This is a genomic window from Streptomyces sp. NBC_00654 (assembly GCF_026341775.1).
GTDB lineage: Bacteria > Actinomycetota > Actinomycetes > Streptomycetales > Streptomycetaceae > Streptomyces.
In genome coordinates this window covers 1039744-1059873 of the sequence record NZ_JAPEOB010000002.1, presented here as the reverse complement: position 1 = coordinate 1059873, position 20130 = coordinate 1039744, and the positions used below count along the sequence as shown (strand labels likewise).

Annotated in this window: 23 protein-coding genes and 3 pseudogenes; 15 read left to right on the top strand and 11 right to left on the bottom strand. The window is 70.5% G+C overall.

Annotated features, from left to right (window positions below):
• Positions 1-75: 75 nt before the first annotated feature.
• The 3 genes from OHA98_RS24955 to OHA98_RS24945 all read left to right on the top strand — a co-directional run bounded on the left by OHA98_RS24955 (position 76) and on the right by OHA98_RS24945 (position 1205).
• Positions 76-294: a hypothetical protein gene (locus tag OHA98_RS24955; protein WP_266928976.1), complete on the top strand. Its 219-nt coding sequence runs from the start codon at positions 76-78 to the stop codon at positions 292-294.
• Positions 291-647 (top strand): helix-turn-helix transcriptional regulator, encoded by a 357-nt coding sequence (locus OHA98_RS24950; RefSeq protein ID WP_266928975.1) that lies wholly within the window; start codon positions 291-293, stop codon positions 645-647. The genes OHA98_RS24955 and OHA98_RS24950 overlap by 4 nt, the downstream gene beginning before the upstream one ends.
• A 438-nt stretch (positions 648-1085) precedes the next feature.
• The gene (locus tag OHA98_RS24945) at positions 1086-1205 is read left to right on the top strand and encodes a DUF6126 family protein (RefSeq protein ID WP_266930896.1); all 120 of its coding nucleotides are present in this window, start codon (positions 1086-1088) and stop codon (positions 1203-1205) included.
• A gap of 291 nt (positions 1206-1496) precedes the next feature.
• Here OHA98_RS24945 and OHA98_RS24940 read toward each other — a convergent pair whose 3' ends face one another.
• The 7 genes from OHA98_RS24940 to OHA98_RS24905 all read right to left on the bottom strand — a co-directional run bounded on the left by OHA98_RS24940 (position 1497) and on the right by OHA98_RS24905 (position 7595).
• Positions 1497-1859 carry a helix-turn-helix transcriptional regulator gene (locus tag OHA98_RS24940; protein ID WP_266928974.1) on the bottom strand — a complete coding sequence of 121 codons (363 nt, stop codon included), beginning with the start codon at positions 1857-1859 and terminating at the stop codon, positions 1497-1499.
• A 708-nt stretch (positions 1860-2567) separates the two neighbouring features.
• Positions 2568-2924: a zinc ribbon domain-containing protein YjdM gene (locus OHA98_RS24935; protein WP_323179669.1), complete on the bottom strand. Its 357-nt coding sequence runs from the start codon at positions 2922-2924 to the stop codon at positions 2568-2570.
• Positions 2925-3260: 336 nt separating this feature from the next.
• Positions 3261-3686, bottom strand: coding sequence for an ATP-binding protein (locus OHA98_RS24925; protein ID WP_266928973.1), 426 nt, complete (start codon positions 3684-3686; stop codon positions 3261-3263).
• A complete protein-coding gene (locus tag OHA98_RS24920; protein WP_266928972.1) occupies positions 3683-4099 on the bottom strand; it encodes a pyridoxamine 5'-phosphate oxidase family protein in 417 nt (138 codons plus the stop codon). The genes OHA98_RS24925 and OHA98_RS24920 overlap by 4 nt, the downstream gene beginning before the upstream one ends.
• Positions 4096-5811, bottom strand: coding sequence for a SulP family inorganic anion transporter (locus tag OHA98_RS24915; protein WP_266928971.1), 1716 nt, complete (start codon positions 5809-5811; stop codon positions 4096-4098). The genes OHA98_RS24920 and OHA98_RS24915 overlap by 4 nt, the downstream gene beginning before the upstream one ends.
• Entirely contained in the window at positions 5808-6149 is a 342-nt protein-coding gene (locus OHA98_RS24910; protein WP_266930894.1) for a metalloregulator ArsR/SmtB family transcription factor, read from the bottom strand. The genes OHA98_RS24915 and OHA98_RS24910 overlap by 4 nt, the downstream gene beginning before the upstream one ends.
• 531 nt (positions 6150-6680) lie before the next feature.
• On the bottom strand, positions 6681-7595 hold the full coding sequence (locus tag OHA98_RS24905) for an MBL fold metallo-hydrolase (RefSeq protein ID WP_266928970.1): 915 nt from the start codon (positions 7593-7595) through the stop codon (positions 6681-6683).
• 248 nt (positions 7596-7843) lie between these two features.
• Between OHA98_RS24905 and OHA98_RS24900 the strand changes: the two genes are divergently transcribed.
• Positions 7844-8128, top strand: coding sequence for a hypothetical protein (locus OHA98_RS24900; protein WP_266928969.1), 285 nt, complete (start codon positions 7844-7846; stop codon positions 8126-8128).
• Between the two features lie 66 nt (positions 8129-8194).
• Here the strand turns inward: OHA98_RS24900 and OHA98_RS24895 are convergent.
• Positions 8195-8525: pseudogene (locus tag OHA98_RS24895) on the bottom strand (LysR family transcriptional regulator); the annotation flags it as partial.
• A 34-nt stretch (positions 8526-8559) separates the two neighbouring features.
• On the opposite strand from OHA98_RS24895, the gene OHA98_RS24890 reads away from it, so the two are divergent.
• Positions 8560-9366 (top strand): hypothetical protein, encoded by an 807-nt coding sequence (locus OHA98_RS24890; protein WP_266928968.1) that lies wholly within the window; start codon positions 8560-8562, stop codon positions 9364-9366.
• A gap of 214 nt (positions 9367-9580) precedes the next feature.
• On the opposite strand, the gene OHA98_RS24885 is transcribed toward OHA98_RS24890, so the two are convergent.
• On the bottom strand, positions 9581-9994 hold the full coding sequence (locus OHA98_RS24885) for a MerR family transcriptional regulator (protein WP_266928967.1): 414 nt from the start codon (positions 9992-9994) through the stop codon (positions 9581-9583).
• A gap of 408 nt (positions 9995-10402) precedes the next feature.
• Between OHA98_RS24885 and OHA98_RS24880 the strand changes: the two are divergent.
• A pseudogene (locus OHA98_RS24880) lies at positions 10403-11904 on the top strand (SulP family inorganic anion transporter).
• 70 nt (positions 11905-11974) lie between these two features.
• Here the strand turns inward: OHA98_RS24880 and OHA98_RS24875 are convergent.
• The gene (locus OHA98_RS24875) at positions 11975-12397 is read right to left on the bottom strand and encodes a VOC family protein (protein WP_266930893.1); all 423 of its coding nucleotides are present in this window, start codon (positions 12395-12397) and stop codon (positions 11975-11977) included.
• Positions 12398-12547: 150 nt separating this feature from the next.
• A pseudogene (locus OHA98_RS24870) lies at positions 12548-12693 on the bottom strand (IS30 family transposase); the annotation flags it as partial.
• 9 nt (positions 12694-12702) lie between these two features.
• Between OHA98_RS24870 and OHA98_RS24865 the strand changes: the two are divergent.
• The 9 genes from OHA98_RS24865 to OHA98_RS24825 all read left to right on the top strand — a co-directional run bounded on the left by OHA98_RS24865 (position 12703) and on the right by OHA98_RS24825 (position 20111).
• Complete coding sequence (locus OHA98_RS24865; RefSeq protein ID WP_266928966.1) at positions 12703-12825, top strand: hypothetical protein; 123 nt, start codon at positions 12703-12705, stop codon at positions 12823-12825.
• A 487-nt stretch (positions 12826-13312) separates the two neighbouring features.
• Positions 13313-13597, top strand: coding sequence for a type II toxin-antitoxin system Phd/YefM family antitoxin (locus tag OHA98_RS24860; protein WP_266928965.1), 285 nt, complete (start codon positions 13313-13315; stop codon positions 13595-13597).
• A gap of 269 nt (positions 13598-13866) precedes the next feature.
• A complete protein-coding gene (locus OHA98_RS24855; protein WP_266928964.1) occupies positions 13867-14169 on the top strand; it encodes an urease subunit gamma in 303 nt (100 codons plus the stop codon).
• 15 nt (positions 14170-14184) lie between these two features.
• Entirely contained in the window at positions 14185-14496 is a 312-nt protein-coding gene (locus OHA98_RS24850; RefSeq protein ID WP_266928963.1) for an urease subunit beta, read from the top strand.
• Positions 14489-16210: an urease subunit alpha gene (locus OHA98_RS24845; RefSeq protein WP_266928962.1), complete on the top strand. Its 1722-nt coding sequence runs from the start codon at positions 14489-14491 to the stop codon at positions 16208-16210. The genes OHA98_RS24850 and OHA98_RS24845 overlap by 8 nt, the downstream gene beginning before the upstream one ends.
• A 14-nt stretch (positions 16211-16224) precedes the next feature.
• A complete protein-coding gene (locus tag OHA98_RS24840; RefSeq protein WP_266928961.1) occupies positions 16225-16887 on the top strand; it encodes an urease accessory protein UreF in 663 nt (220 codons plus the stop codon).
• 27 nt (positions 16888-16914) lie between these two features.
• On the top strand, positions 16915-17592 hold the full coding sequence (gene ureG, locus OHA98_RS24835; RefSeq protein ID WP_266928960.1) for an urease accessory protein UreG: 678 nt from the start codon (positions 16915-16917) through the stop codon (positions 17590-17592).
• The gene (locus OHA98_RS24830; RefSeq protein ID WP_266928959.1) at positions 17589-18374 is read left to right on the top strand and encodes an urease accessory protein UreD; all 786 of its coding nucleotides are present in this window, start codon (positions 17589-17591) and stop codon (positions 18372-18374) included. The genes ureG and OHA98_RS24830 overlap by 4 nt, the downstream gene beginning before the upstream one ends.
• 156 nt (positions 18375-18530) lie before the next feature.
• Positions 18531-20111 (top strand): alpha/beta hydrolase, encoded by a 1581-nt coding sequence (locus OHA98_RS24825; RefSeq protein ID WP_266928958.1) that lies wholly within the window; start codon positions 18531-18533, stop codon positions 20109-20111.
• Positions 20112-20130: the final 19 nt, after the last annotated feature.

Below are 20130 nucleotides of genomic sequence, written 5' to 3'. Positions count from 1 at the left end.
GCCGGGCTGTAGAGCTGGTGTCCAGCGAGACGCTTCACCTCTAGACTTGAAGAGTTCTGCAATTTGTTAGTTGTCATGTTGGTCAAGCGAGTCGGGCGGGGAGTGACGGTGGGCGGGTTCACCGAGGCAGCGCGACGGCGTATCCGTGAGGCACGGGCCCGGCTGGTGGCGGCGCTGGAGGCCGAGGACGCCTATGAGGCGGCGATGGCCGAGGACGAGCTTGAGGACGCGCTCCGTCTGGCCCGCGATCACGGCGTCGGCCCGGAGACGGAGAACGGAATGGGCGGGCAGTGAACACGACGACGGTGCCGCTGTACCAGGCGAAGGCGGAGTTCTTCCGGATGCTCGGTCATCCGGTGCGCATCAGGGTGCTGGAGCTGCTGCAGGAGGGGCCGCTCCCGGTTCGTGACCTGCTCGCGGCGATCGAGATAGAGCCCTCCAGCCTCTCCCAGCAGCTGGCGGTGCTGCGCCGCTCGGGGATCGTGAGTGCGACTCGGAAGGGCTCGACCGTCGTCTACGAGCTGGCGGGCGGGGACGTGGCGGAGCTGCTGCGGGCCGCCCGGCGGATCCTGACGGTGATGCTGGCCGGGCAACAGGACCTGCTGGCCGAGCTGCACGGCGCCGAGACCGGGACGACTGGGCCGTGAGGTGGGGCAACCGCGGGCGTGAGCGGACCGGGGTACCGGCGCTGCCGCGTGTTGACCAGGCATGTACCGCCGGGCACTCGCCGGACGCGGAGGTGACGGTCACCGTGGTTGCCGGGCAGCTGGTGATCGGGGTGGGTGACCAGGACCCTCGCATGACCGAACGAACAGTTCGACGTGCTGCGGGATCACCTACCCGGACCCGGACGACGGCCGCGTCACGCACACCGCGAAGGGCGCCGACCTCCGCGTGATCGTCGCGTGGGCCGGCCGGCACAGCGTTGAGGTGCGCGTCCTTACGCGCGATACCCGAACCCACCCCGGCCACCACGCCACGTGGTGCCACGCCGGACACCACAGCTGCACCAGGACGGGAGACATGCCGTGAGCGATGAGGCCGAGGACGAGGCGGCGCCCGCAGCCGGGGCGGGAGAGCGGGACATCGAGAGCTGGAAGGAGCGGGGAGTTGTCCTGCGTGCCTTCTTCTACATCTTCGGCACGCACCTGTTCGCGGGATTCGTGTGGCTGCTGTTCTACGTGGGCCAGCACGCCAACAAGTGAACGTCAGCGGTAGCCGAGCGGCCGAAAGCGCGAGGAGGACTGGCGGTGCGCCGGTACGAGCAGTGTCTGGCGCTCGAACGTGCGGTAGGACCGGTGTGGTCGGCGGAGTCGATCCTGATGTTCGCCGGGCAGGCAAGGGCCTTGTCCCTTGAGCCTCGCCCCGGCTGGTTGCACGCCTCGTACCCCCGGCCGGCCCTGGCTGTGGCCGGGTGGGAGGCGGCCGTCTCTCCGCTGTCCAGAGCGCGGAATGAGTTCCGTTGAGAGACGACCGCCGTTCGGGGGAGCGGCCGGCTACGACGACCCGCGCCGCAGGGGTGAGGTCTCCGGTTCGGCGGCCTGGAGGTCGGCCAGCAGTTCGGCCTGGCCTGCCAGCACACCGGACAGGATCGTGCGCGCGACCCGCAGCAGTTCCGCCACCTGGGGGTTGGTCAGTGAGTAGTAGACGGCCGAGCCCTCTCGGCGGGGGGTGACGAGGTTGGCGCGGCGCAGTACGGCCAGTTGCTGGGAGAGGTGGGCCGCTTCGATGTCCACCTCCCTGAGCATTTCGGAGACCGCGTGCTCGCGCCGGCTGAGGAGTTCCAGCACCCGGATGCGGACCGGGTGGCCGAGGGTTTTGAAGAACTCCGCCTTCAGCTGGTAGAGCGGCGCGCTCACAGCGCCCGCCCCGCACCGGAAGGGACTGCCGGGGTGCCCGTGGTCCGCTGTCGTGCGTGCAGTGTGCATCGCATCCGCTCAAAACTCTTCGTCATGGGGACATCCTTGCGCCCTCACCCACGCATGATGACCTTGGTAATTGCTAAGACTGGCAATGAGGAAAGCCGTGAGAGGAAGGTCTGGCCCGCATCCCCCGACTGCCCGGCTCCGGCGGAGCCCTCCTGAGGTGCCCGGCCCGCGTGTCACGTGCTTGTCGGACGCCTTCGAACCGGCCCGGCGCGTATCGGGCCGCTCCCATCCGCCGGCCCTGTGCGGCACCGGCGTCCTGCCCATGCGCGGACCCTGACGGCCAACCGTCTGATCGCGGTGACGGTCCACACCGATCTGGGTGCCGCATTGAACGCCCCTGACACGCCCGCGAAGAGAAGCTGGGTCCCCGGGGCGTGCGGAGGGGCCTGTCCGGGTCCCGCTCGGCCACGGAGAGACGATGAAGGACTTCAAGGGCTTCAAGGACCTCACCGATTCTTGATGAACGAGGCGGCCCGGCGGGCCCTGGACCTGCTGCGGGCCCGCGCCGCACGCGACCGCGCCGCGCTCGCCGAGCACCTCGCGCCTCCTCACCCCTGCGGCGCAGCAGTTCCCGTCCTCGCCGAGGGCGGGACCACCTTCCCGTGTCGTGCTCGGCCGGCGAGGGGCCGAGGCGTGTGATCAGGCTTTCTTGACCACGCTGGACTTGAGTTGCATGGGCCCGAATCCGTCGATCCTGCAGTCGATGTCGTGGCCGTCCACTCCGTCCACGAGACGGATGTTGCGTACCTTGGTGCCCGCCTTGATCCCGGACGGGCTGCCCTTGACCTTCAGCGTCTTGACCACCGTGACCGTGTCGCCGTCGGCGAGCACGTTGCCGACCGCGTCCCGGATCACCCCGTTCTCGGCACCGCTGCCAGCGGGTTCGGCGGAGACGGGTGACCACTCGTGGCCGCATTCGGGACAGATCAGCAGCGCGCCCATCTCGTAGGTGTACGCACCGGAGCACTCGGGGCACGGTGGCAGCTTCTCGGTCACATCACTCATGGTCTTTCCTCGTCTTTCCTTGCCTTGATCTTTCTGGTGCATCTTCTGCATCAGGCTCCATGTTGCCTCGGCGTGCCCGCCGGGCCGCGCGTCGCTGCACCCCTGCCGCTGCTCACCGGTCACCACCCGGTGGGCTGCGAGGGCGGCGGGCGGATCGCGGTGCACGGGGATCGGCGGACACGCGCTGTCCGGGACCAGGGAGCCGTACGCGGGGATCGCGGCACGTTCCAGGCGCCGTCCCCCATCGGCGAGTTGGCGGTCCGCCCGGGTCGGAACGCCCATGTGGGGTAGCGCCGTTGCACGGCCGTCCGCTGCTGCCTCGGTCTTTCACAGGGGGAGGGTGATCCAGATGCTCTTGCCCTCGCCGTCCGCATCGCCCCGGACCACGGCGGTACCGCCCAGCCCGAGGGTGAGCTCCATGACGGTGCCCAGTCCACCGCTGCTGTTGCCGGTGACCGAAGCGAGCAGGGCGGGCTGGTACGGGTGGCGGTCGTGGACCGCGAAGGCGAAGGAGCCCTGGCCGGCCGCGTAGATCACGGTGACATTCGGGGACAGCGCCGCGGCATGCCGGACGCTGTTGGCCACCAGCTCGGACAGGATCAGCAGCGCCGGATCCACTGTGGGGTGGCGTCGGCTGACACCCCACTCCATCAGGACCTGTTCGGTGGTCTCTCGCGCGAGCCTCACCGCCGAGCCCATCGCGGGCAGCGTCAACACATGCCGCAGGGGAAGTGATTCGAGGTGGATGCTCATCGGGCGGCCTCGGCGTGGGCCAGGCGGAACCCGGTCACCGTCTGCGGACGGATGCGCACCAGGGTGTCGTGCGGTCCGTGCGCCCAGCCGGGCAGGGTACGGCGGTAGTGTGCGGCCTCGTCCGGATCGGTGATCACCTCGGCCGGGCCCGTGGCGGTCACGGTCCAGCCGGTGCCGCCGGCCACCTTGATCTCGTCCGACTGATAGGTGAGCCGGGCCCGTACGGACAGGGCGGCGGCCTGGGCCGGGGTGCGGACGATCAGACGGCCGTACTCCAGGATGTGGACGGCCGGACGAAGCACCGGCTGCTCGCGCTGGACATATGCCAGGCGGCCCTGGGCGGCGCTTTCGAGCAGCCACAGTGCCTCGGTGCCGGACACCTCGACCATGTGGCGTGTGGTGGGGGCGGTCATCGGGAAGCCTCCTCGGTGTCGGGGGCGGCGGGCAGCAGCCCGGCCCGGTGCAGGTGGGCGCGGGCCCCGGCGATGGCCTCCGGGGTGGTGGCGTACTCCCGGCCCTCCACCTGCAGCAGGTCCAGTGCGCCGACCGATCGCAGAGCCTGGCGCTGGCCGGGACGAATCCCGGAGGCCAGCACGGCGATGCCGCGCCGGTTCAGCTTCTGCACCGCGTCCTTGAGGACCAGCGCGCCGGTCGCGTCCATGGTCGACACCCGCGACATGCGCAGGATCACCACTCGCACGTCGGCGACCTCGGAGAGCTCCAGGAGGAAGCGGTGGGCGCCGGCGAAGAACAGCGGCCCGTCGATCCGGTAGGCCACGATGTGCTCGGCCAACAGGGCATGTTCCTCGTCGCTGTGCTCGCCGGGCAGATCCGGGCGAAGGTCGACCTGGTCCATGCGGGCCTGGTTGGCAACCGCGCGCAGCGCCAGCGCTCCGGCCACGACGAGGCCGATGATGACCGCGTAGACCAGATCCAGGGCGAGCGTGGCGAGGGCGGTCAGGACCAGGACCAGCGCGTCCGCGCGGGTCGCTCGGGCCATCGCCCGCAGCGCGCCGACCTCGACCATGCGGATCGCGGTGGCAAGGAGCACCCCGGCCAGCGCCGCCAGGGGGATCCGGGAGACGAGCGGGGCGGCGGCGAACACGATGACCGCGAGGACGGCGGCGTGGGTGAGGGCGGCGAGCCGGGATCCCGCGCCGGTGCGGACGTTGACGGCGGTACGGGCGATGGCCGCGGTGGCGGGGACGCCGCCGAACAGCGGGGCGGCCAGGTTCGCGATGCCCTGCCCGAACAGTTCCTTGTCCGGGTCGTGCTGCTGGCCCACCGTCATGCCGTCCGCGACGGTCGCCGACAGCAGCGACTCCAACGCCGCCAGCGCCGCGACCGCGACGGCCGGAGCGAGCAGTGAGCCCAGCGCGGACAGGTCGAGGAAACCGAGCGAGGGTGCGGGCAGCCCGGAGGGCAGCTCGCCGATCGGGGCGGCCGCATCCAGGTGGAGAAGCTGGGCTGCCAGGGTCGCCGCGAGGACCGCGACGATCGAGAACGGGATGGTGGGGCGCCAGCGAGCACCCAGCAGCATCACAGCCGCCACGGCGACGGCAAGGCTCACGGCGGCCCAGTTGGGGGCCGTCACGAACTCTTCGGCCGCGTGCCAGGTCACCACGAGGACCCTCTCGCCCTCCGGCTTGGCCACCCCGAGCGCGTTGGGGACCTGCTGGAGGCCGATGACGCAGGCGATGCCGAGGGTGAAGCCCTCCACCACCGGCGCCGGGAGGTAGCGCATGTACCGGCCGGCCTTCAGCAGCGCGAGCGCGATCAGCAGGGCACCGGCCATCAGCCCCACCGTCAGTACCCCGCCGGGCCCGTACCGGGCGACGATGGGCACCAGCACGACCGTCATCGCGCCGGTGGGGCCGGAGACCTGGAGGTTGGAGCCGCCGAACAGTGCGGCAAGGGCGCCGGCCACCACGGCGGTCGCCAGCCCGGCTTCGGCGCCGAGGCCGGAGGAGACTCCGAAGCCGAGGGCGAGCGGCAGCGCGACGACGGCGACGGTGAGGCCGGCGAGCAGGTCGCGGCGCGGGTTGCGGGCCATGACGGCGAAGTCGGCGCGGGCAGGCAGCAGAGCGGAGACGCGGTCCCAGGACAGGGCAAGCAACGTACTCACCGGGCGGCGACCTCGGCTCCCCGCAGTTCTTCCAGGAGTTCGTTCTGCCCAACCAGCATCTCGGTCAGGATCCGCCGCGCGGCCCGCATCAATTCCGCGACGTCCCCGCCCGCCAGCTCGTACACCACCGTCGAGCCCTCCCGGGTCGAGGCAACAATGCCCGAGCGGCGCAGCACGGCCAGTTGCTGCGACAGCGCGGAGGGCTCCACCTCGATCGCCGCGAGCAGGTCGCGCACCGGCATCGGCCCGCCCTGCAGAAGTTCGAGCACGCGTATGCGGACCGGGTGCCCGAGCATCCGGAAGAACTCGGCCTTGGCCTGGTACAGCGGCACCGGCACCATCGCGGACCCCCTTCACTGCCCCGGTACCCCGGGGTGTCATCCAGTGCCGTGTCAGCGGCCATCTCCATGCACGACCACCACAGCATGTAGTGAATTGCATAATTTCGCAATTCAAAGATTTATGGAGAGCCTCGTCCTGTGGAGGGGAAGCAGGTATCCGGCCGCAGTCCGCCGGGAGGCTGCGGCCGCCCGGAACGCACCGCGTCGAAGACCGCCAAGGTGAAGCGATGAGCGGCCCGGACACCGGCACGGTCCCGGGCGGGCAATTCGCTTGACGCGCAGCCTGACGTGGGAACCCGGCAGCTCGCCGGGGTCCCGTGTACCGGCGCTGGTGGGGCGGGGAATGCACCCTGCACGCCGCCCGGAAACAGGACCCGGCTCTCTCCACGTGCGGCAGGAGAAGCTGAAGTGCCCGTATGGGTGGCACCGCTCCACCCTGCTCAGTTGACCACCAGGGCTACGAATCAGAGCCGGCCTCTCACGCGCTGCTCACGCGCTGCTCACGCGTCGGCCCCGGCCGGAGTGCGGTCAGTAGTCCCAGACGGTCGGTACGAAACGGAAGGCGTTGCCGGCGGCCGCAACGTGGCAGACGGACGGGAACGGCAGGTGAGTGGCCACCAATTGCTCGCCGCTCGCCGCCAGCTCCTTCAGGAGACGGGTCCGGATGCGGGCCGACTCCTCGGGGTCGTGATCGAAGCCGTTGTGCCACTCGGGCTTGTCGAACCCGCACTGGAACACGGCATCGCCCGCGAACATCAGCCGGTCGCCACCGGACTCCAGGCGGACGATGCTGTGGCCGGGGGTGTGACCGCCGGTGCGACAGATCCTCACTCCTGGCGCCACCTCGTACTCCGTCTCGAACGGCTGCAACTGGCTGCGGTACACGTCCAGGAACCGCGAGGCGGTCGTTCGCAGCACGTCCGGCACCGGTGCCGGCATGTCGGTGCGGGAGAAATCAGGTGCTTCCCAGAACTCCGCCTCGGCGGACGCCAGATGGACCCGCAGGTCCGGGCGCAGCCGGCCTCTCAGCCCATCGACGAGCAGCCCGCCGATGTGGTCCATGTGCAAGTGGGTGAGCACCACGTCGGTCACGGACGCGGGATCGATCCCGGCGGCGTCCAGTCGCATGGCCAACTGCCCGGCCCGCGGGAAGCCCGGAAACTCTGTCCCCAGCCCGGAATCGATGAGGATGGTCCGGCCACCGCTGCGCACCACGGCCACATTCAGTGGCCAGTCGAGCACCTCCGGCGGCAGGAACATGTCCCTGAGCCAGGCGGCCAGGTCGGCCGAGGCGGCGTTGGTGGCCAATGTCGCCGGGGAAATCGGCAGCACACCGTCGCTGATCACCATCACATCGATGTCACCGACCTTCAGCGCATAGCGCGACGGAACCAATTCGTCATACCCCCGTGCATCGGGGCGTTCGATGCTGACCCGGCTCATATTGTTCTCCTCTTGACGAGCGTTGACCGAAGACATCGACGGCGCCATGGGGAACACCGTCCAGTCATCCCTCAGGACCGGACAGCAACTCGGTTTGTGACAGCCACCCCGCTCCCTCGCCCCCGCCGCGCCCCGCTTCACCCGACCGATCACGCCGAGGATGGGTCCGGGCGATCCCCCGACACGGCCGCCCCCCACGTGAAGACGGTACGGGTGACGACTCGGAGAGCGATGACAACAGGGATGACTTGGAGGACGTCGACGACCGGGACGACTCGGGAAGCGAGGACAGTGGCGACTCGGGGGACGGGCGTGATGCCGCCGCCAGCCCGGACCGCGGGCCGGGCAGTGACTCGGACGACGGATCGGGCAGTGGCGCGGACGGCGGTGCCGACGATGCTGCGAACGTCGGGGATTTCGGGTACCGGGACTACTCCGACGCCGGGAACGGCCCGCAGGACAGCCCCGGCGGCGCCGAGAACACCGAAAGCGACTATGGCGAAAGCGACGGCGGCGAGCCGACCTCCTCTTGACGCGCCGTTCACGAGGCAACCCGTAGACGGTTCCACGAGATCCTGTCTCCAACGGCCGCCCGGCCCTCAGCCAAGGTGTGGGGGCCATGCGATGACAGGACTTGTCTCAGCCCCGCCGACAACCGAGCCGAAGGCTGTGGCGAGCTGGTCGAACAGGGGCGCCGCGGAAGGGTGGGGGGCACCGCGTGGTGTGAGCGTGCAGATGCCGCGGGCCGGGGGACAGACGAGGCCCACTGTGGTGACGTCGGCCCGCAGCGCGCACGTCAGCACCCCGGGTATCAGCGCGATGGCGTGACCGGTTGCAACCGGGGCGAGCTTGCCGAGCAGATCGGCCGCGGCCAGGTCGATGCGGGCGGCAGGCTCCGGCGCGGGCGGCGTGCTGGCGCAGCAGCGCCGCCCGCGCCATCGGTGCCTCATGGATACTGAGTGAGATGGTTTCCGACCGCGCGACGCGCCTTCGCCGACTCGCCCGTACGATCACCGCACGGTTCGGCCTCGCCTCCGACCGGCAGGAGGCGATCGAGGCCGAGTGGTCCGGCTCCGCACGCGCGTGGGTGTTCTCGTGGACCGACGGGCCGACGGTCGCGCAGGTGCGGGCAGCCTGCGGGGAGGCCGAGCCGGAGGCGAGCGAGCGCCTACGGTATGTGCGCGGGCTCTCGCAGAACTCCGCCGCACTTGGGGCCGTCCGCCTGACGGTCTCCTCCGCCACCAGCACGGGCCGTCGCCCCTTCGTCAGTGCGCCGGACGTCGAGAAGTCGTTGCGGGACGAGCCGTTCCCGGCGCCTCGCACGGAACGGGAACGCGCGCTCGTGTACGCCGTGGTGTACGAGATCCACGACGCGCACCGCCGCAACCAGGCCGACGCCGAGGAGATCTGCGGGCTCATCAACCGTTACGGCCTGGCGATGTTCCTGCGTCGGTGCGGAGCCGAACTGTCACCCGCCGAGATCCTGACCGCCCACTACGCCGCGTCGCACGCCCACCCGACGTGGCGTTACCAACTGGCCCCGATGGAAGCGGACGTGCTGTTCCGGGCGGTCCACGAGGACCTGCGGGCGCCGGCGGAGATCATCGCCGCTGCCCTTGCCCTCCTGCCGGAACTGCCTGCCGGGTTCGCCGAGGCCGAGCACGAGCTCCGGGTCCGTCTTGAGCGCGCCACGCCGACAGCCCAGGGCGCATCTTCGCCCACCGCACCAGGCCGGCGACGGGAGTCTCGGGCGACAGGTTCGATCCAGTAGCCCGTCGGCCCGTCCTGGTCGGCGGGCCATTCCACCAGCACGGTGGAAGCGGGCAGGACGCCGTCCCACTGGTGGCGTCCGCCGCCTGCCGTCCGGGCTGCGGCCAGGGACTGCTTGCCCGCCGGGAAAGGCCCCGTTCCTCCAGGCCGTGGCGGAAGGGGGTGCACCCGCCTCCCGGCGAAGACGAACCCGGAAGTGGGAACCGGAGAGCCAGTCAGCGCCGGGTAGCAGGAGCGGCGTGGTCCACGTGGGTACGGAGGGTGGTGGCGAAGTCCTCGGCGCGGGCCAGCTGGACCCGCAGCTCCTCGATCTTCCGGGTGGCGGCCCGCTCGTACTCCCGTACTTGCGCCAGGAGTTGCTCCCGCACCTCGGCGGGCAGCTCCTCGCCGGAGTCGAGGCGGTCGGTGGCCGCCAGAAGGTCGCGCGTTTCGTCCAGGGTGAAACCGAGCGGCTTCATCCGGCGGATGATCATGAGGCGGGCGACATCGGCGTCGGTGTAGAGCCGGAACCCGCCCTGGGAGCGGGCGGAGGGGATGACCAGGCCGGTCTCCTCGTAGTGCCGGATGGTGCGCAGGGACAGCTCGGTCCGCGCGGCGACCTCGCCGATCTGCATGTGCTCGCTGCTCACGCGGGCGCCTTCCTCTCTCTGTCGCCGAGGCCACATACGGCCGACGCCGATCTCTACCCTAACGTCAGGGTAGAGTAAGTGATCGCGGGGATCAGCTCCGTGCTGTCCGCTCTCATGGTGCGGGAACGCCCCCGTGACCGTCAGCCGGCCGACGATGCGATGCCCCGGCGAAGACCGACGCCTGCAGGAGAGAAGCGTGCGCACACCTCTGTTGCCCGGCGCAGCGGTCTGCCCGCCGTGACCCTTCGCCCCTGAGCGGCGCCCCGCGGTGCTTCCGACCGTGCCTGCCGCCTCTTCTGACTTCAGTCCGCCGTACGCGGGCTTCGCGGATGGCCGCCCGGTCTTCTTGCGCCTTCTCGCACGCCCGGGGTGATGCCAGGTGTGCCCGAGTACGACAGGTACTTGCTCTTGTCTACGTCCGCACCGTTCGCGGCCACGCGACTGCGCGATCTGCGTCCCGACTGGCTGAACAATCCGAAGGTCTGGCGCACCGAGGTCCTTGCCGGTCTCGTCGTCGCTCTCGCGTTGATCCCCGAGCGATCTCGTTCTCCATCATCGCCGGAGTCGACCCGGCGATCGGCCTGTTCGCCTCCTTCACGATGGCCGTGACCATCTCCATCGTCGGCGGCCGACGCGCCATGATCTCGGCTGCGACCGGCGCTGTCGCGCTCGTGATCGCTCCGCTGAACCGTGAGCACGGCTTCGGCTATCTCGTCGCCGCCGTGATCCTGGCCGGTGCTCTCCAGATCGTCCTCGGCGCACTCGGCGTGGCGAAGCTGATGCGGTTCGTGCCGCGCAGCGTGATGGTCGGCTTCGTCAACTCCCTCGCGATCCTGATCTTCATGGCCCAGGTGCCGGAGATGCACGACGTGCCCTGGCCCGTCCACCCGCTCATCGTGGCGGGGCTCGCGCTCCTGGTGTTCTTCCCGAAGGTCACCAAGGTGATCCCGGCCCCGCTCGTGTCGATCGTCATCCTCACGGTCATCACGGTCGCCGCCGGCATCGCGGTACCCACCGTCGGCGACAAGGGCGACCTGCCGTCCTCCCTGCCCGTCCCCGGCCTGCCCGATGTGCCGTTCACCCTGGACACCCTGACCACCATCGCCCCCTATGCGCTTGCGATGGCGTTGGTCGGCCTGATGGAGTCGCTGATGACGGCGAAGCTGGTCGACGACATCACCGACACCCGCTCCTCCAAGACCCGTGAGTCCATCGGTCAGGGCATCGCCAACATCGTCACCGGCTTCTTCGGCGGCATGGGCGGCTGCGCGATGATAGGCCAGACCATGATCAACGTGAAGGTGTCCGGCGCCCGCACCCGCCTCTCGACCTTCCTGGCGGGCGCGTTCCTGATGGTGCTGTGCATCGGCTTCGGCCCGGTCGTCTCCGACATTCCCATGGCCGCCCTGGTCGCCGTCATGGTGATGGTGTCCTTCGCGACGTTCGACTGGCGCTCCATCGCCCCGAAGACACTGAAGCGGATGCCCGCCGGTGAGACCGTCGTCATGGTCATCACCGTGATCGTGGTGGTCGCCACCGACAACCTCGCCATCGGCGTCGTCGTCGGCTCGGTCACCGCCATGGTCATCTTCGCCAAGCGCGTCGCCCACCTCGCCCGCGTCACCGCCACCACCGACCCCGACAACACCACCATGGTCTACTCCGTGAGGGGCGAGCTGTTCTTCGCCTCCTCCAACGACCTCGTCGGCCAGTTCAACTACGCCGGCGACCCCGACAAGGTCATCATCGACCTGTCCGCCGCCCACATCTGGGACGCCTCCTCGGTCGCCGCCCTCGACGCCATCGAGGCCAAGTACAAGCAGCGCGGCAAGGCGGTGGAGATCATCGGCCTGAACGACCCGAGCGCCGACCTCCACGGCAGGCTCACCGGCGAACTCACCAGCCACTGACCCCCCGCCCGCAGCCCCACAGCCGCGGACCCCGGCACACATGCCGGGGTTCCCGGCTGTTCCAGACTTCCTACGACGGCGAAGGGCCGTGGTAGGAGCCGAAGGTCCACAGGTTGCCCTCGGGGTCCCGCACGGTGCACACGTACGCCGCGGCGCCCGAACCGAGCCGGGATTCGTGCGGCGGTTCGACGACCTCACCGCCGGCATCGACCACCCGCCGATGCACTGCGTCCACGTCATCGCTCACCACATAGACCGCGCTGGTACCGGACCGCATCGCGCCGTGCACGCTGTCGGTATGCCGGGTCGAACCGAACACCAGCGCACCACCGCCAGGCCAACGCAGCTCAGCATGTCCGATACCGCCGTGCTCGTCCGGTGCCGCAACCGCCTGCGCGAACCCCAGGACATCGACCAGAAAACGCAGAGCCCTGCCCGTGTCGTCGTAGTGCAGGACCGGCCACACGGAGGACACAGAAGCATCGGACGACATGCCGCTCATCGTACGCGCGCAGAGCCGGCCCTCTCGGCGACCGCATCGGGGTCGCAGCGCCGCCTGTCGCCGACGGATACATGTCCGGTCGAGCGTTTCGCGTGGGCGGCGGTCGAGTTGGCCGGTGACGGCTTCGGCGCCGTGGTCGGCGGGCAGGTGCAGGTGCATGACGTGGCGGGTGGAGCGTTCCCCCGGGGTGCCGATCGCCGAGACGCTGTTCCTCCGATGATCAAGTCGCCCTCCCCGTGACCTGGAACCGCCCGGTCCTCGACCTCGGCGGGGCGGTCGCTGATCACGGTCATGGGATGGCTGAAGCGAGGCTGTCGGTGGCGGGCCTGGCGGGCCTGGCGGGGGCCTGCGGCGGGCACGGCCGCTGCGCCGAGCCTCCCGGCCGGTTCACAGCGGAGTTCACCGCGCCGTGGACGTAGAGGGCTGGATCGTCTCGTGGACCACATGCGTCTCCGGCCGGTGGGGAAGAAGCCGGCGCAGAGCGTGGCAGATGTGTTCCGGGTGTCACTCCGATTGCGGAGAGTTGCCTCCCGCCTCGCGGCAGCTTCGGGAACAGGGCGCACCCGGCGGAGGCGTCGGGCACGGGGCGCGCTGCTTCCGGGGCCGGACCGGGGCTGTGCGCGCCGTATGCCGGTTTTGATGAGCCGCCCGCCGACGTCGTCGGACCCGGCCGGGAGACCTCGTGGCCAGGATGTCGGCCGCACCATCCCGATCGCGTCATGCGAGGCGTCGGTCCCCGCTGCGACCTGCCAGGATTCAGCGCGACCGGAAGACTCTCCGTCCCACCGCGTCTCGCACATCTCTCACAGACGAGAGCGCACGGGAGCGCGCGAGAGCCTCTGACCTGGCCAATCGCTGTCGCCACGGGCCACGGCGGACCAGGTGGACATTGCATAGGCTAGGGGCATGGCCTACGAGATTCCGGTGACGCAAGCGCGGGCAGAGCTCGCCGAACTGATCAACCGTGTCGTCTACGGCGGCGAGCGCGTGGTCGTGACGCGGCACGGCAAGCCGCTGGTCGCGCTGGTCTCCGCCGCCGACCTCCAGCGACTCGAAGGCGAGGAGGCCGCCGCGCAGGATCAGGTGATCAGCTCGGTGTCCTCGATCAGCTCCACGACCTCCGCTCCGGGCGAACGGCGCCGCTTCGGGATCGCCGCCGAGCACCGCGGGCACCACGACCGTGACGACTGACGGCCGATAGGTCTCTCCGGCGGCTTCGGGACGTCCGGCCCGATGCGCCGGCGAACGGGACGTCCGGCCCGACGCGCCGGCGAACGGGTTGCGCGGCCCGATCTCCATGGATCCGCAAAAGATCAGTTAACGCCACGGAAAAACTTCCGCCCTAACGTGCAATACCTGGCCGTGAGGCCCCTGTTCGACCTTCAACAGACTGTTGAGGGCGGGATAGGGTCCCGCTGCGCCCAGGGCCGGTACTGGGCGGAAGACGATGAGGTGGAAGCGTGCAACTGACCCCGCACGAGCAGGAACGTCTGCTCATCCATGTGGCCGCCGATGTCGCGGAGAAGCGCCGGGCACGCGGGCTTCGGCTCAATCATCCCGAGGCTGTCGCCCTGATCACCTCGCATCTGCTGGAGGGCGCCCGGGACGGCCGCACCGTCACCGAACTGATGGCGTCCGGACGCGGACTGCTCACGCGGGCCGAAGTCATGGACGGCATACCCGAGATGCTGCACGACGTACAGGTCGAGGCCACCTTCCCGGACGGCACCAAGCTCGTCACCGTCCACGACCCGATCGTCTGACGGGGAGCGCCGCCGATGATTCCCGGAGAGATCCTGTACGCGGACGGCCCCGTGCCGCTCAACGCGGGCCGCCCCGTCACCCGGCTCACCGTCCTCAACGCCGCCGACCGCCCTGTCCAGGTCGGCTCCCACTACCACTTCGCCGAGGCCAACCCGGGGCTCCGCTTCGACCGGTCGGCCGCCCGTGGGCTGCGGCTCCACATCGCCGCGGGTACGGCGGTGCGCTTCGAACCCGGCATCCCCGTCGACATCGAACTCGTCCCGATCGCCGGGCGCCGCGTCGTCCCCGGCCTGCGCGGCGAGACCGGAGGCGGCCTCGATGCCTGAACTCAGCCGTGCCGTGTACGCCGATCTGTTCGGGCCCACCACCGGCGACCGTATCCGGCTCGCCGACACCGACCTCCTCGTCGAGATCGAGGAGGACCGCTCCGGCGGCCCCGGACTCGCCGGGGACGAGGCCGTGTTCGGCGGCGGCAAGGTGATCCGCGAATCCATGGGCCAGGCACGCACCACGCGCGCCGAGGGTGCCCCCGACACCGTCGTCACCGGCGCGGTGATCATCGATCACTGGGGCATCGTCAAGGCCGACATCGGCATCCGGGACGGCCGGATCACCGGGATCGGCAAGGCCGGAAACCCCGACACCATGGACGGGGTCCACCCCGACCTGGTCATCGGGCCCGAGACCGAGATCATCGCGGGCAACGGGAAGTTCCTCACGGCGGGTGCCATCGACGCGCATGTCCACTTCATCTCGCCGACCATCGTCGACCAGGCACTCTCCAGCGGGGTGACCACACTGGTCGGCGGTGGCACCGGTCCCGCCGAGGGGACCAAGGCGACCACCATCACGCCCGGCTCCTGGCACCTCGCCCGGATGTTCGAGGCGCTGGAGGCGTACCCGGTCAACATCGGGCTGCTCGGCAAGGGCAACACGATGTCCCGCGACGCCATGCACGCACAACTGCGCGGTGGCGCACTCGGATTCAAGATCCACGAGGACTGGGGTGCCACCCCGGCCGTCATCGACGCCTGCCTCGGCGTCTGCGAGGAGACGGGCGCCCAGCTCGCCATCCACACGGACACCCTCAACGAGGCCGGATTCGTCGCCGACACCCTCGCCGCGATAGCCGGGCGCTCCATCCACGCCTACCACACCGAGGGCGCGGGGGGCGGGCATGCCCCCGACATCATCACCGTGGTCTCGGAGCCCTACGTCCTGCCGAGTTCCACCAACCCCACCCGGCCGCACACCGTCAACACCATCGAGGAACACCTCGACATGCTGATGGTCTGCCACCACCTCAACCCCGCGGTCCCCGAGGACCTCGCGTTCGCCGAGTCCCGGATCCGGCCCTCCACCATCGCGGCCGAGGACATCCTGCACGACCTCGGCGCGATCTCGATCATCTCCTCCGACGCCCAGGCGATGGGCCGCGTCGGCGAGGTCGTCCTGCGGACCTGGCAGACCGCCCATGTGATGAAGCGGCGGCGTGGCGCGCTGCCCGGCGACGGAGCAGCCGACAACCACCGGGTCCGTCGGTATGTCGCCAAATACACGATCAACCCGGCAGCGGCGCAAGGGCTCGACCGCGAGATCGGCTCGGTCGAGACCGGCAAGCTCGCCGACCTCGTGCTCTGGGATCCGGTCTTCTTCGGGGTCAAGCCGCAGACCGTCATCAAGGGCGGGCAGATCGCATACGCGCAGATGGGGGACGCCAACGCCTCCATCCCCACTCCGCAGCCGGTGCTGCCCCGTCCGATGTTCGGCGCGACCGGCCGGGCGCCCGCCGCCAACTCCTTCAACTTCGTCGCGGCCGTCGCGATCGAGGACGGGCTTCCCGAACGGCTCGGCCTCGGCAAGCGGTTCGTGCCGATCACCAGCACCCGGGGCGTCACCAAGGCGGACATGCGCGAGAACGATGCCCTGCCGCATGTCCATGTCGACCCCGACAGCTTCGCCGTCACCATCGACGGCGAGAGGGTCGAACCCGCGCCTGCCGCGGAACTCCCGATGGCCCAGCGCTACTTCCTCTTCTGACCGGAGCAAGAGCCATGTCACGCGCAGCTCTGCTCGTCCTCGCCGACGGCCGGTTCCCGGCCGGAGGCCACGCCCACTCCGGCGGCGCCGAACCGGCCGTCACGGCAGGACGCATCCGTACCGCCGACGACCTCGCCGATTTCTGCCGGGGCCGGCTGCACACCACCGGACTCACCGCCGCGGCACTCGCCGCGGCGGCCGCCCACGGCCTCGACCCGCTCGCGCTCGACGAGGCCGCCGACGCCCGCACCCCGTCACCCGCGCTGCGCGCCACCGCGCGCCGACTCGGCCGACAGCTGATGCGGGCCGCCCGTGCCACCTGGCCGAGCGCGGAACTCGCCGCGCTCGCCGCCGCCCGGCCGCGCGGTGCCCACCAGCCCGTCGTCCTCGGCCTCACCGCCCGCGCCGCGGGAATCGGGCCCGTGGACGCCGCGCACTGCGCCGCGTACGAAACGGTCAGCGGGCCTGCCTCCGCGGTGGTCCGGCTGCTCTCCCTGGACCCCTTCCAGGCCACCGCCGTCCTCGCCCGGCTCGCCCCCGAACTCGACCGTGTCGCCGACCGGGCCGCCGCTGTCGCACGTCAGGGCATCGACGCCCTGCCCGCCGCCTCGGCCCCACTGCTCGACATCGCCGCCGAGGCACACGCGGCCCGGCCCGTCCGGCTGTTCGCCTCGTAACTCCGCAAGAACCAGGAGCCGCACCCCATGCACCTCGACCACTCCCACGACGGACCCGCTGCCGTCGGCGCGGATGCCGCACGCCCCGACGGCACCCGCCGGGCCCTGCGGATCGGACTCGGCGGACCGGTCGGTTCGGGCAAGACCGCGACCGTCGCCGCGCTGTGCCGCACCCTGCGCGGCCGGCTCTCCATAGCCGTCGTCACCAATGACATCTACACCCGCGAGGACGCCGCCTTCCTCCTCCGCAACGCCGTGCTGCCCCCCGAGCGCATCCAGGCGGTGGAGACGGGGGCCTGCCCGCACACCGCCATCAGGGACGACATCTCCGCCAACCTCGAAGCGGTCGAGGAGCTGGAGGATTCGGTGGGCCCGCTCGATCTGATCCTCGTCGAGTCCGGTGGCGACAACCTCACCGCCACCTTCTCCAAGGGGCTGGTCGACGCCCAGGTCTTCGTCATCGACGTGGCGGGCGGCGACGACATCCCGCGCAAGGGCGGTCCCGGCGTCACCACCGCCGATCTGCTGGTCATCAACAAGACCGATCTCGCCCCGTACGTCGGCTCGGACCTGGAGCGGATGGCCCGGGACGCCGCCGAGCAGCGCGGTGAACTCCCCGTCGTCCTCACCTCCTTGACCTCCGCCGAGGGTGTCCGCCCGGTCGCGGACTGGGTACGGGCGCAGCTCGCCGCCTGGACCGCGTGAGCGTGCGGGCGACGGCCCGGATCGTCGCCGTCACCGACGCCAGGGGCGCCACCGTGCTCCCCGTGCTGGAGAGCGGCGGGCCGCTCGCCCTGCGCCGCACCCGGGCCGTCGGTGGCTCCGGCGCCAGGGTCACCGTCGTCGGTGCGATGAGCGCGCCGTTGGGCGGGGACCGCCTCACCATCGAGGCGCGGGTCGAGGCCGGTGCCCGGCTGACGGTCGACTCGGCGGCTGCCACGGTCGCGCTTCCAGGATCCGGGCCGGACGCCGAACCCGCCGGATACGCAGTGGAGTTGGCCGTGGGGGAGGGGGCGGAACTGCGCTGGCTACCGGAACAGCTCATCTCCGCGTACGGCAGCGAGCTGCACATGGAGACCCGGGTCGAACTCGCCGCCACCGCACGGCTGGTGCTGCGCGAGGAGCAGATCCTCGGCCGCCACGGGGAGGGCACCGGAACGTTCGCCACCCGGCTCACCGTCCGCCGGGCGGGCCGCCCCCTGCTTGATCAGCAGCTGGCGTACGGTCCGGGGGCGCCCGGCGGCTGGGACGGTCCGGCCGTCCTGGGCGGCCACCGGGCGGTCGGCCAACTCCTCGTGGTGGACCCGTACTTCGACGCCGCCCCGGCCCGGCCGCGGCTCTTCGGCGACACCGCCGCGCTCACCCCGCTGGCCGGCCCCGCCGCACTGCTGACCGCTGTGGCCGCCGATGCCCGGCTGCTGCGACGCGTGCTGGACGAAGCGCTGGACGACCTGCTGAAAGAGCTGCCGTCGCCTCGTGGGGCGTGAGTCCGCTCAGCGGGACCGGAGTCACCGGTTATTGGTTCGGTAAAGAAACACGCGTACGCACTGTTCTCGGGAACCCCACAGACGAAAGGATCTCGGGGAAGTCCCGATGAACTGCGTTGCCACCGGCGGCGCATCGGATAATGGGGGAGGATCCACTTGAGACGCACAGCAGTGCTCGGCTCGGCCGGCGCTCTGATCGCGGGCACGCTCATAGCGGGCGCGATCGCCGCACCCGCGGCCACTGCCGACGGACGCCACCACAGCGGCGGCTCCGAGGCGCGCGGCGTCAGGATCGCCGCGGAGCGGGCGGCCTCGGCCGGGATCGACTGGACGGACTGTCCGGCCGACTGGGCGATAGCCCGGCCCATCCAGTGCGGATGGGTGACCGTACCGCTCGACTACGCGAAGCCGAACGGCAAGAAGATCAAGCTCGCCGTCGACCGCCACGTCAGCACCGGCACGAAGGCGGAGCGCCAGGGAGCGCTCCTCTACAACCCCGGCGGCCCCGGTGGCTCCGGCATGGCGTTCCCGAAGCGGATCGTCAACAAGAACCCGCTGTGGGCCAAGGCCGCGGCGGCGTACGACTTCGTGGGCTTCGACCCGCGCGGTGTCGGTCACTCGGCGCCGATCTCCTGCATCGACCCGCAGGAGTTCGTGAAGGCCCCGAAGGCCGACCCGGTTCCCGACAGCGAGGCCGACAAGCGCGCCCAGCGCACGCTCGCCGCCGAGTACGCGGACGGCTGTGCCGAGCGCAGCGGCGACATGCTGCCGCACATGACCACCCCCAACACCGCACGCGACCTGGATGTCATCCGCGCCGCGCTCGGTGAGAAGAAGCTCAACTTCCTGGGCGTCTCCTACGGCACCTACCTCGGTGCGGTGTACGGCACGCTGTTCCCGGACCATGTGCGCCGCATGGTCGTCGACAGTGTGGTCGACCCGTCGAAGGACAACATCTGGTACCAGGCCAACCTGAACCAGGACATCGCCTTCCAGACCCGCTGGAACGACTGGAAGGCGTGGGTCGCCAAGAACGACGCCGCCTACCACATCGGCGACACGCCCGAGAAGGTCGAAAAGGCGTGGCTCAAGCTGCGCGCGGCCGCCAAGAAGAGCCCGATCGGTGGCGTCGTCGGACCCGCCGAGCTCATCAGCTTCTTCCAGAACGCGCCGTACTACGACTCCACCTGGGCGCTCGTCGCCCAGACCTGGAGCGACTACCTGGGCGGCGACACCCAGGCGCTGATCGACGCCGCTGCCCCCGACATGTCGGACATCGCGGGCAACATCTCCTCGGAGAACGGCAACGCCGTGTACACGGCCGTCGAGTGCGCGGACGCCAAGTGGCCCACCAGCTGGCGCAAGTGGGACCGCGACAACACCAGGCTGCACAAGGACTACCCGTTCATGACCTGGGCGAACGCCTGGATGAACCTGCCCTGCGCGACCTGGTCGTCCAAGCAGCAGACCCCGCTGAACGTCAAGACCGGCAAGGGTCTGCCGCCGGTCCTGATCGTGCAGGCCACGCGTGACGCCGCCACTCCGTACCAGGGCGCCGTCGAGCTGCACAAGCGGTTCAAGGGCTCGCGTCTCATCACCGAGAAGGGCGCCGGTTCGCACGGCGTCACCGGCCTGGTCAACCCCTGCGTCAACGAGCGGGTGGACACCTACCTGCTCACCGGGAAGACCGACCGGCGCGACGTGACGTGCACCCCGCACGCCACGCCCAAGCCGTAACGTCCCGGCACCACAGGGG

Bases quoted from the DNA above. Each gene is read 5' to 3' on its own strand.
- OHA98_RS24925 (WP_266928973.1), bottom strand. From the start codon at position 3,686: ATGAGCATCCACCTCGAATCACTTCCCCTGCGGCATGTGTTGACGCTG.
- OHA98_RS24845 (WP_266928962.1), top strand. From the start codon at position 14,489: ATGCCTGAACTCAGCCGTGCCGTGTACGCCGATCTGTTCGGGCCCACC.
- OHA98_RS24905 (WP_266928970.1), bottom strand. From the start codon at position 7,595: ATGAGCCGGGTCAGCATCGAACGCCCCGATGCACGGGGGTATGACGAA.
- OHA98_RS24860 (WP_266928965.1), top strand. From the start codon at position 13,313: ATGGCCTACGAGATTCCGGTGACGCAAGCGCGGGCAGAGCTCGCCGAA.
- ureG (WP_266928960.1), top strand. From the start codon at position 16,915: ATGCACCTCGACCACTCCCACGACGGACCCGCTGCCGTCGGCGCGGAT.
- OHA98_RS24875 (WP_266930893.1), bottom strand. From the start codon at position 12,397: ATGTCGTCCGATGCTTCTGTGTCCTCCGTGTGGCCGGTCCTGCACTAC.
- OHA98_RS24840 (WP_266928961.1), top strand. From the start codon at position 16,225: ATGTCACGCGCAGCTCTGCTCGTCCTCGCCGACGGCCGGTTCCCGGCC.
- OHA98_RS24850 (WP_266928963.1), top strand. From the start codon at position 14,185: ATGATTCCCGGAGAGATCCTGTACGCGGACGGCCCCGTGCCGCTCAAC.
- OHA98_RS24865 (WP_266928966.1), top strand. From the start codon at position 12,703: ATGGCTGAAGCGAGGCTGTCGGTGGCGGGCCTGGCGGGCCTGGCGGGG.
- OHA98_RS24890 (WP_266928968.1), top strand. From the start codon at position 8,560: ATGGTTTCCGACCGCGCGACGCGCCTTCGCCGACTCGCCCGTACGATC.
- OHA98_RS24955 (WP_266928976.1), top strand. From the start codon at position 76: ATGTTGGTCAAGCGAGTCGGGCGGGGAGTGACGGTGGGCGGGTTCACC.
- OHA98_RS24920 (WP_266928972.1), bottom strand. From the start codon at position 4,099: ATGACCGCCCCCACCACACGCCACATGGTCGAGGTGTCCGGCACCGAG.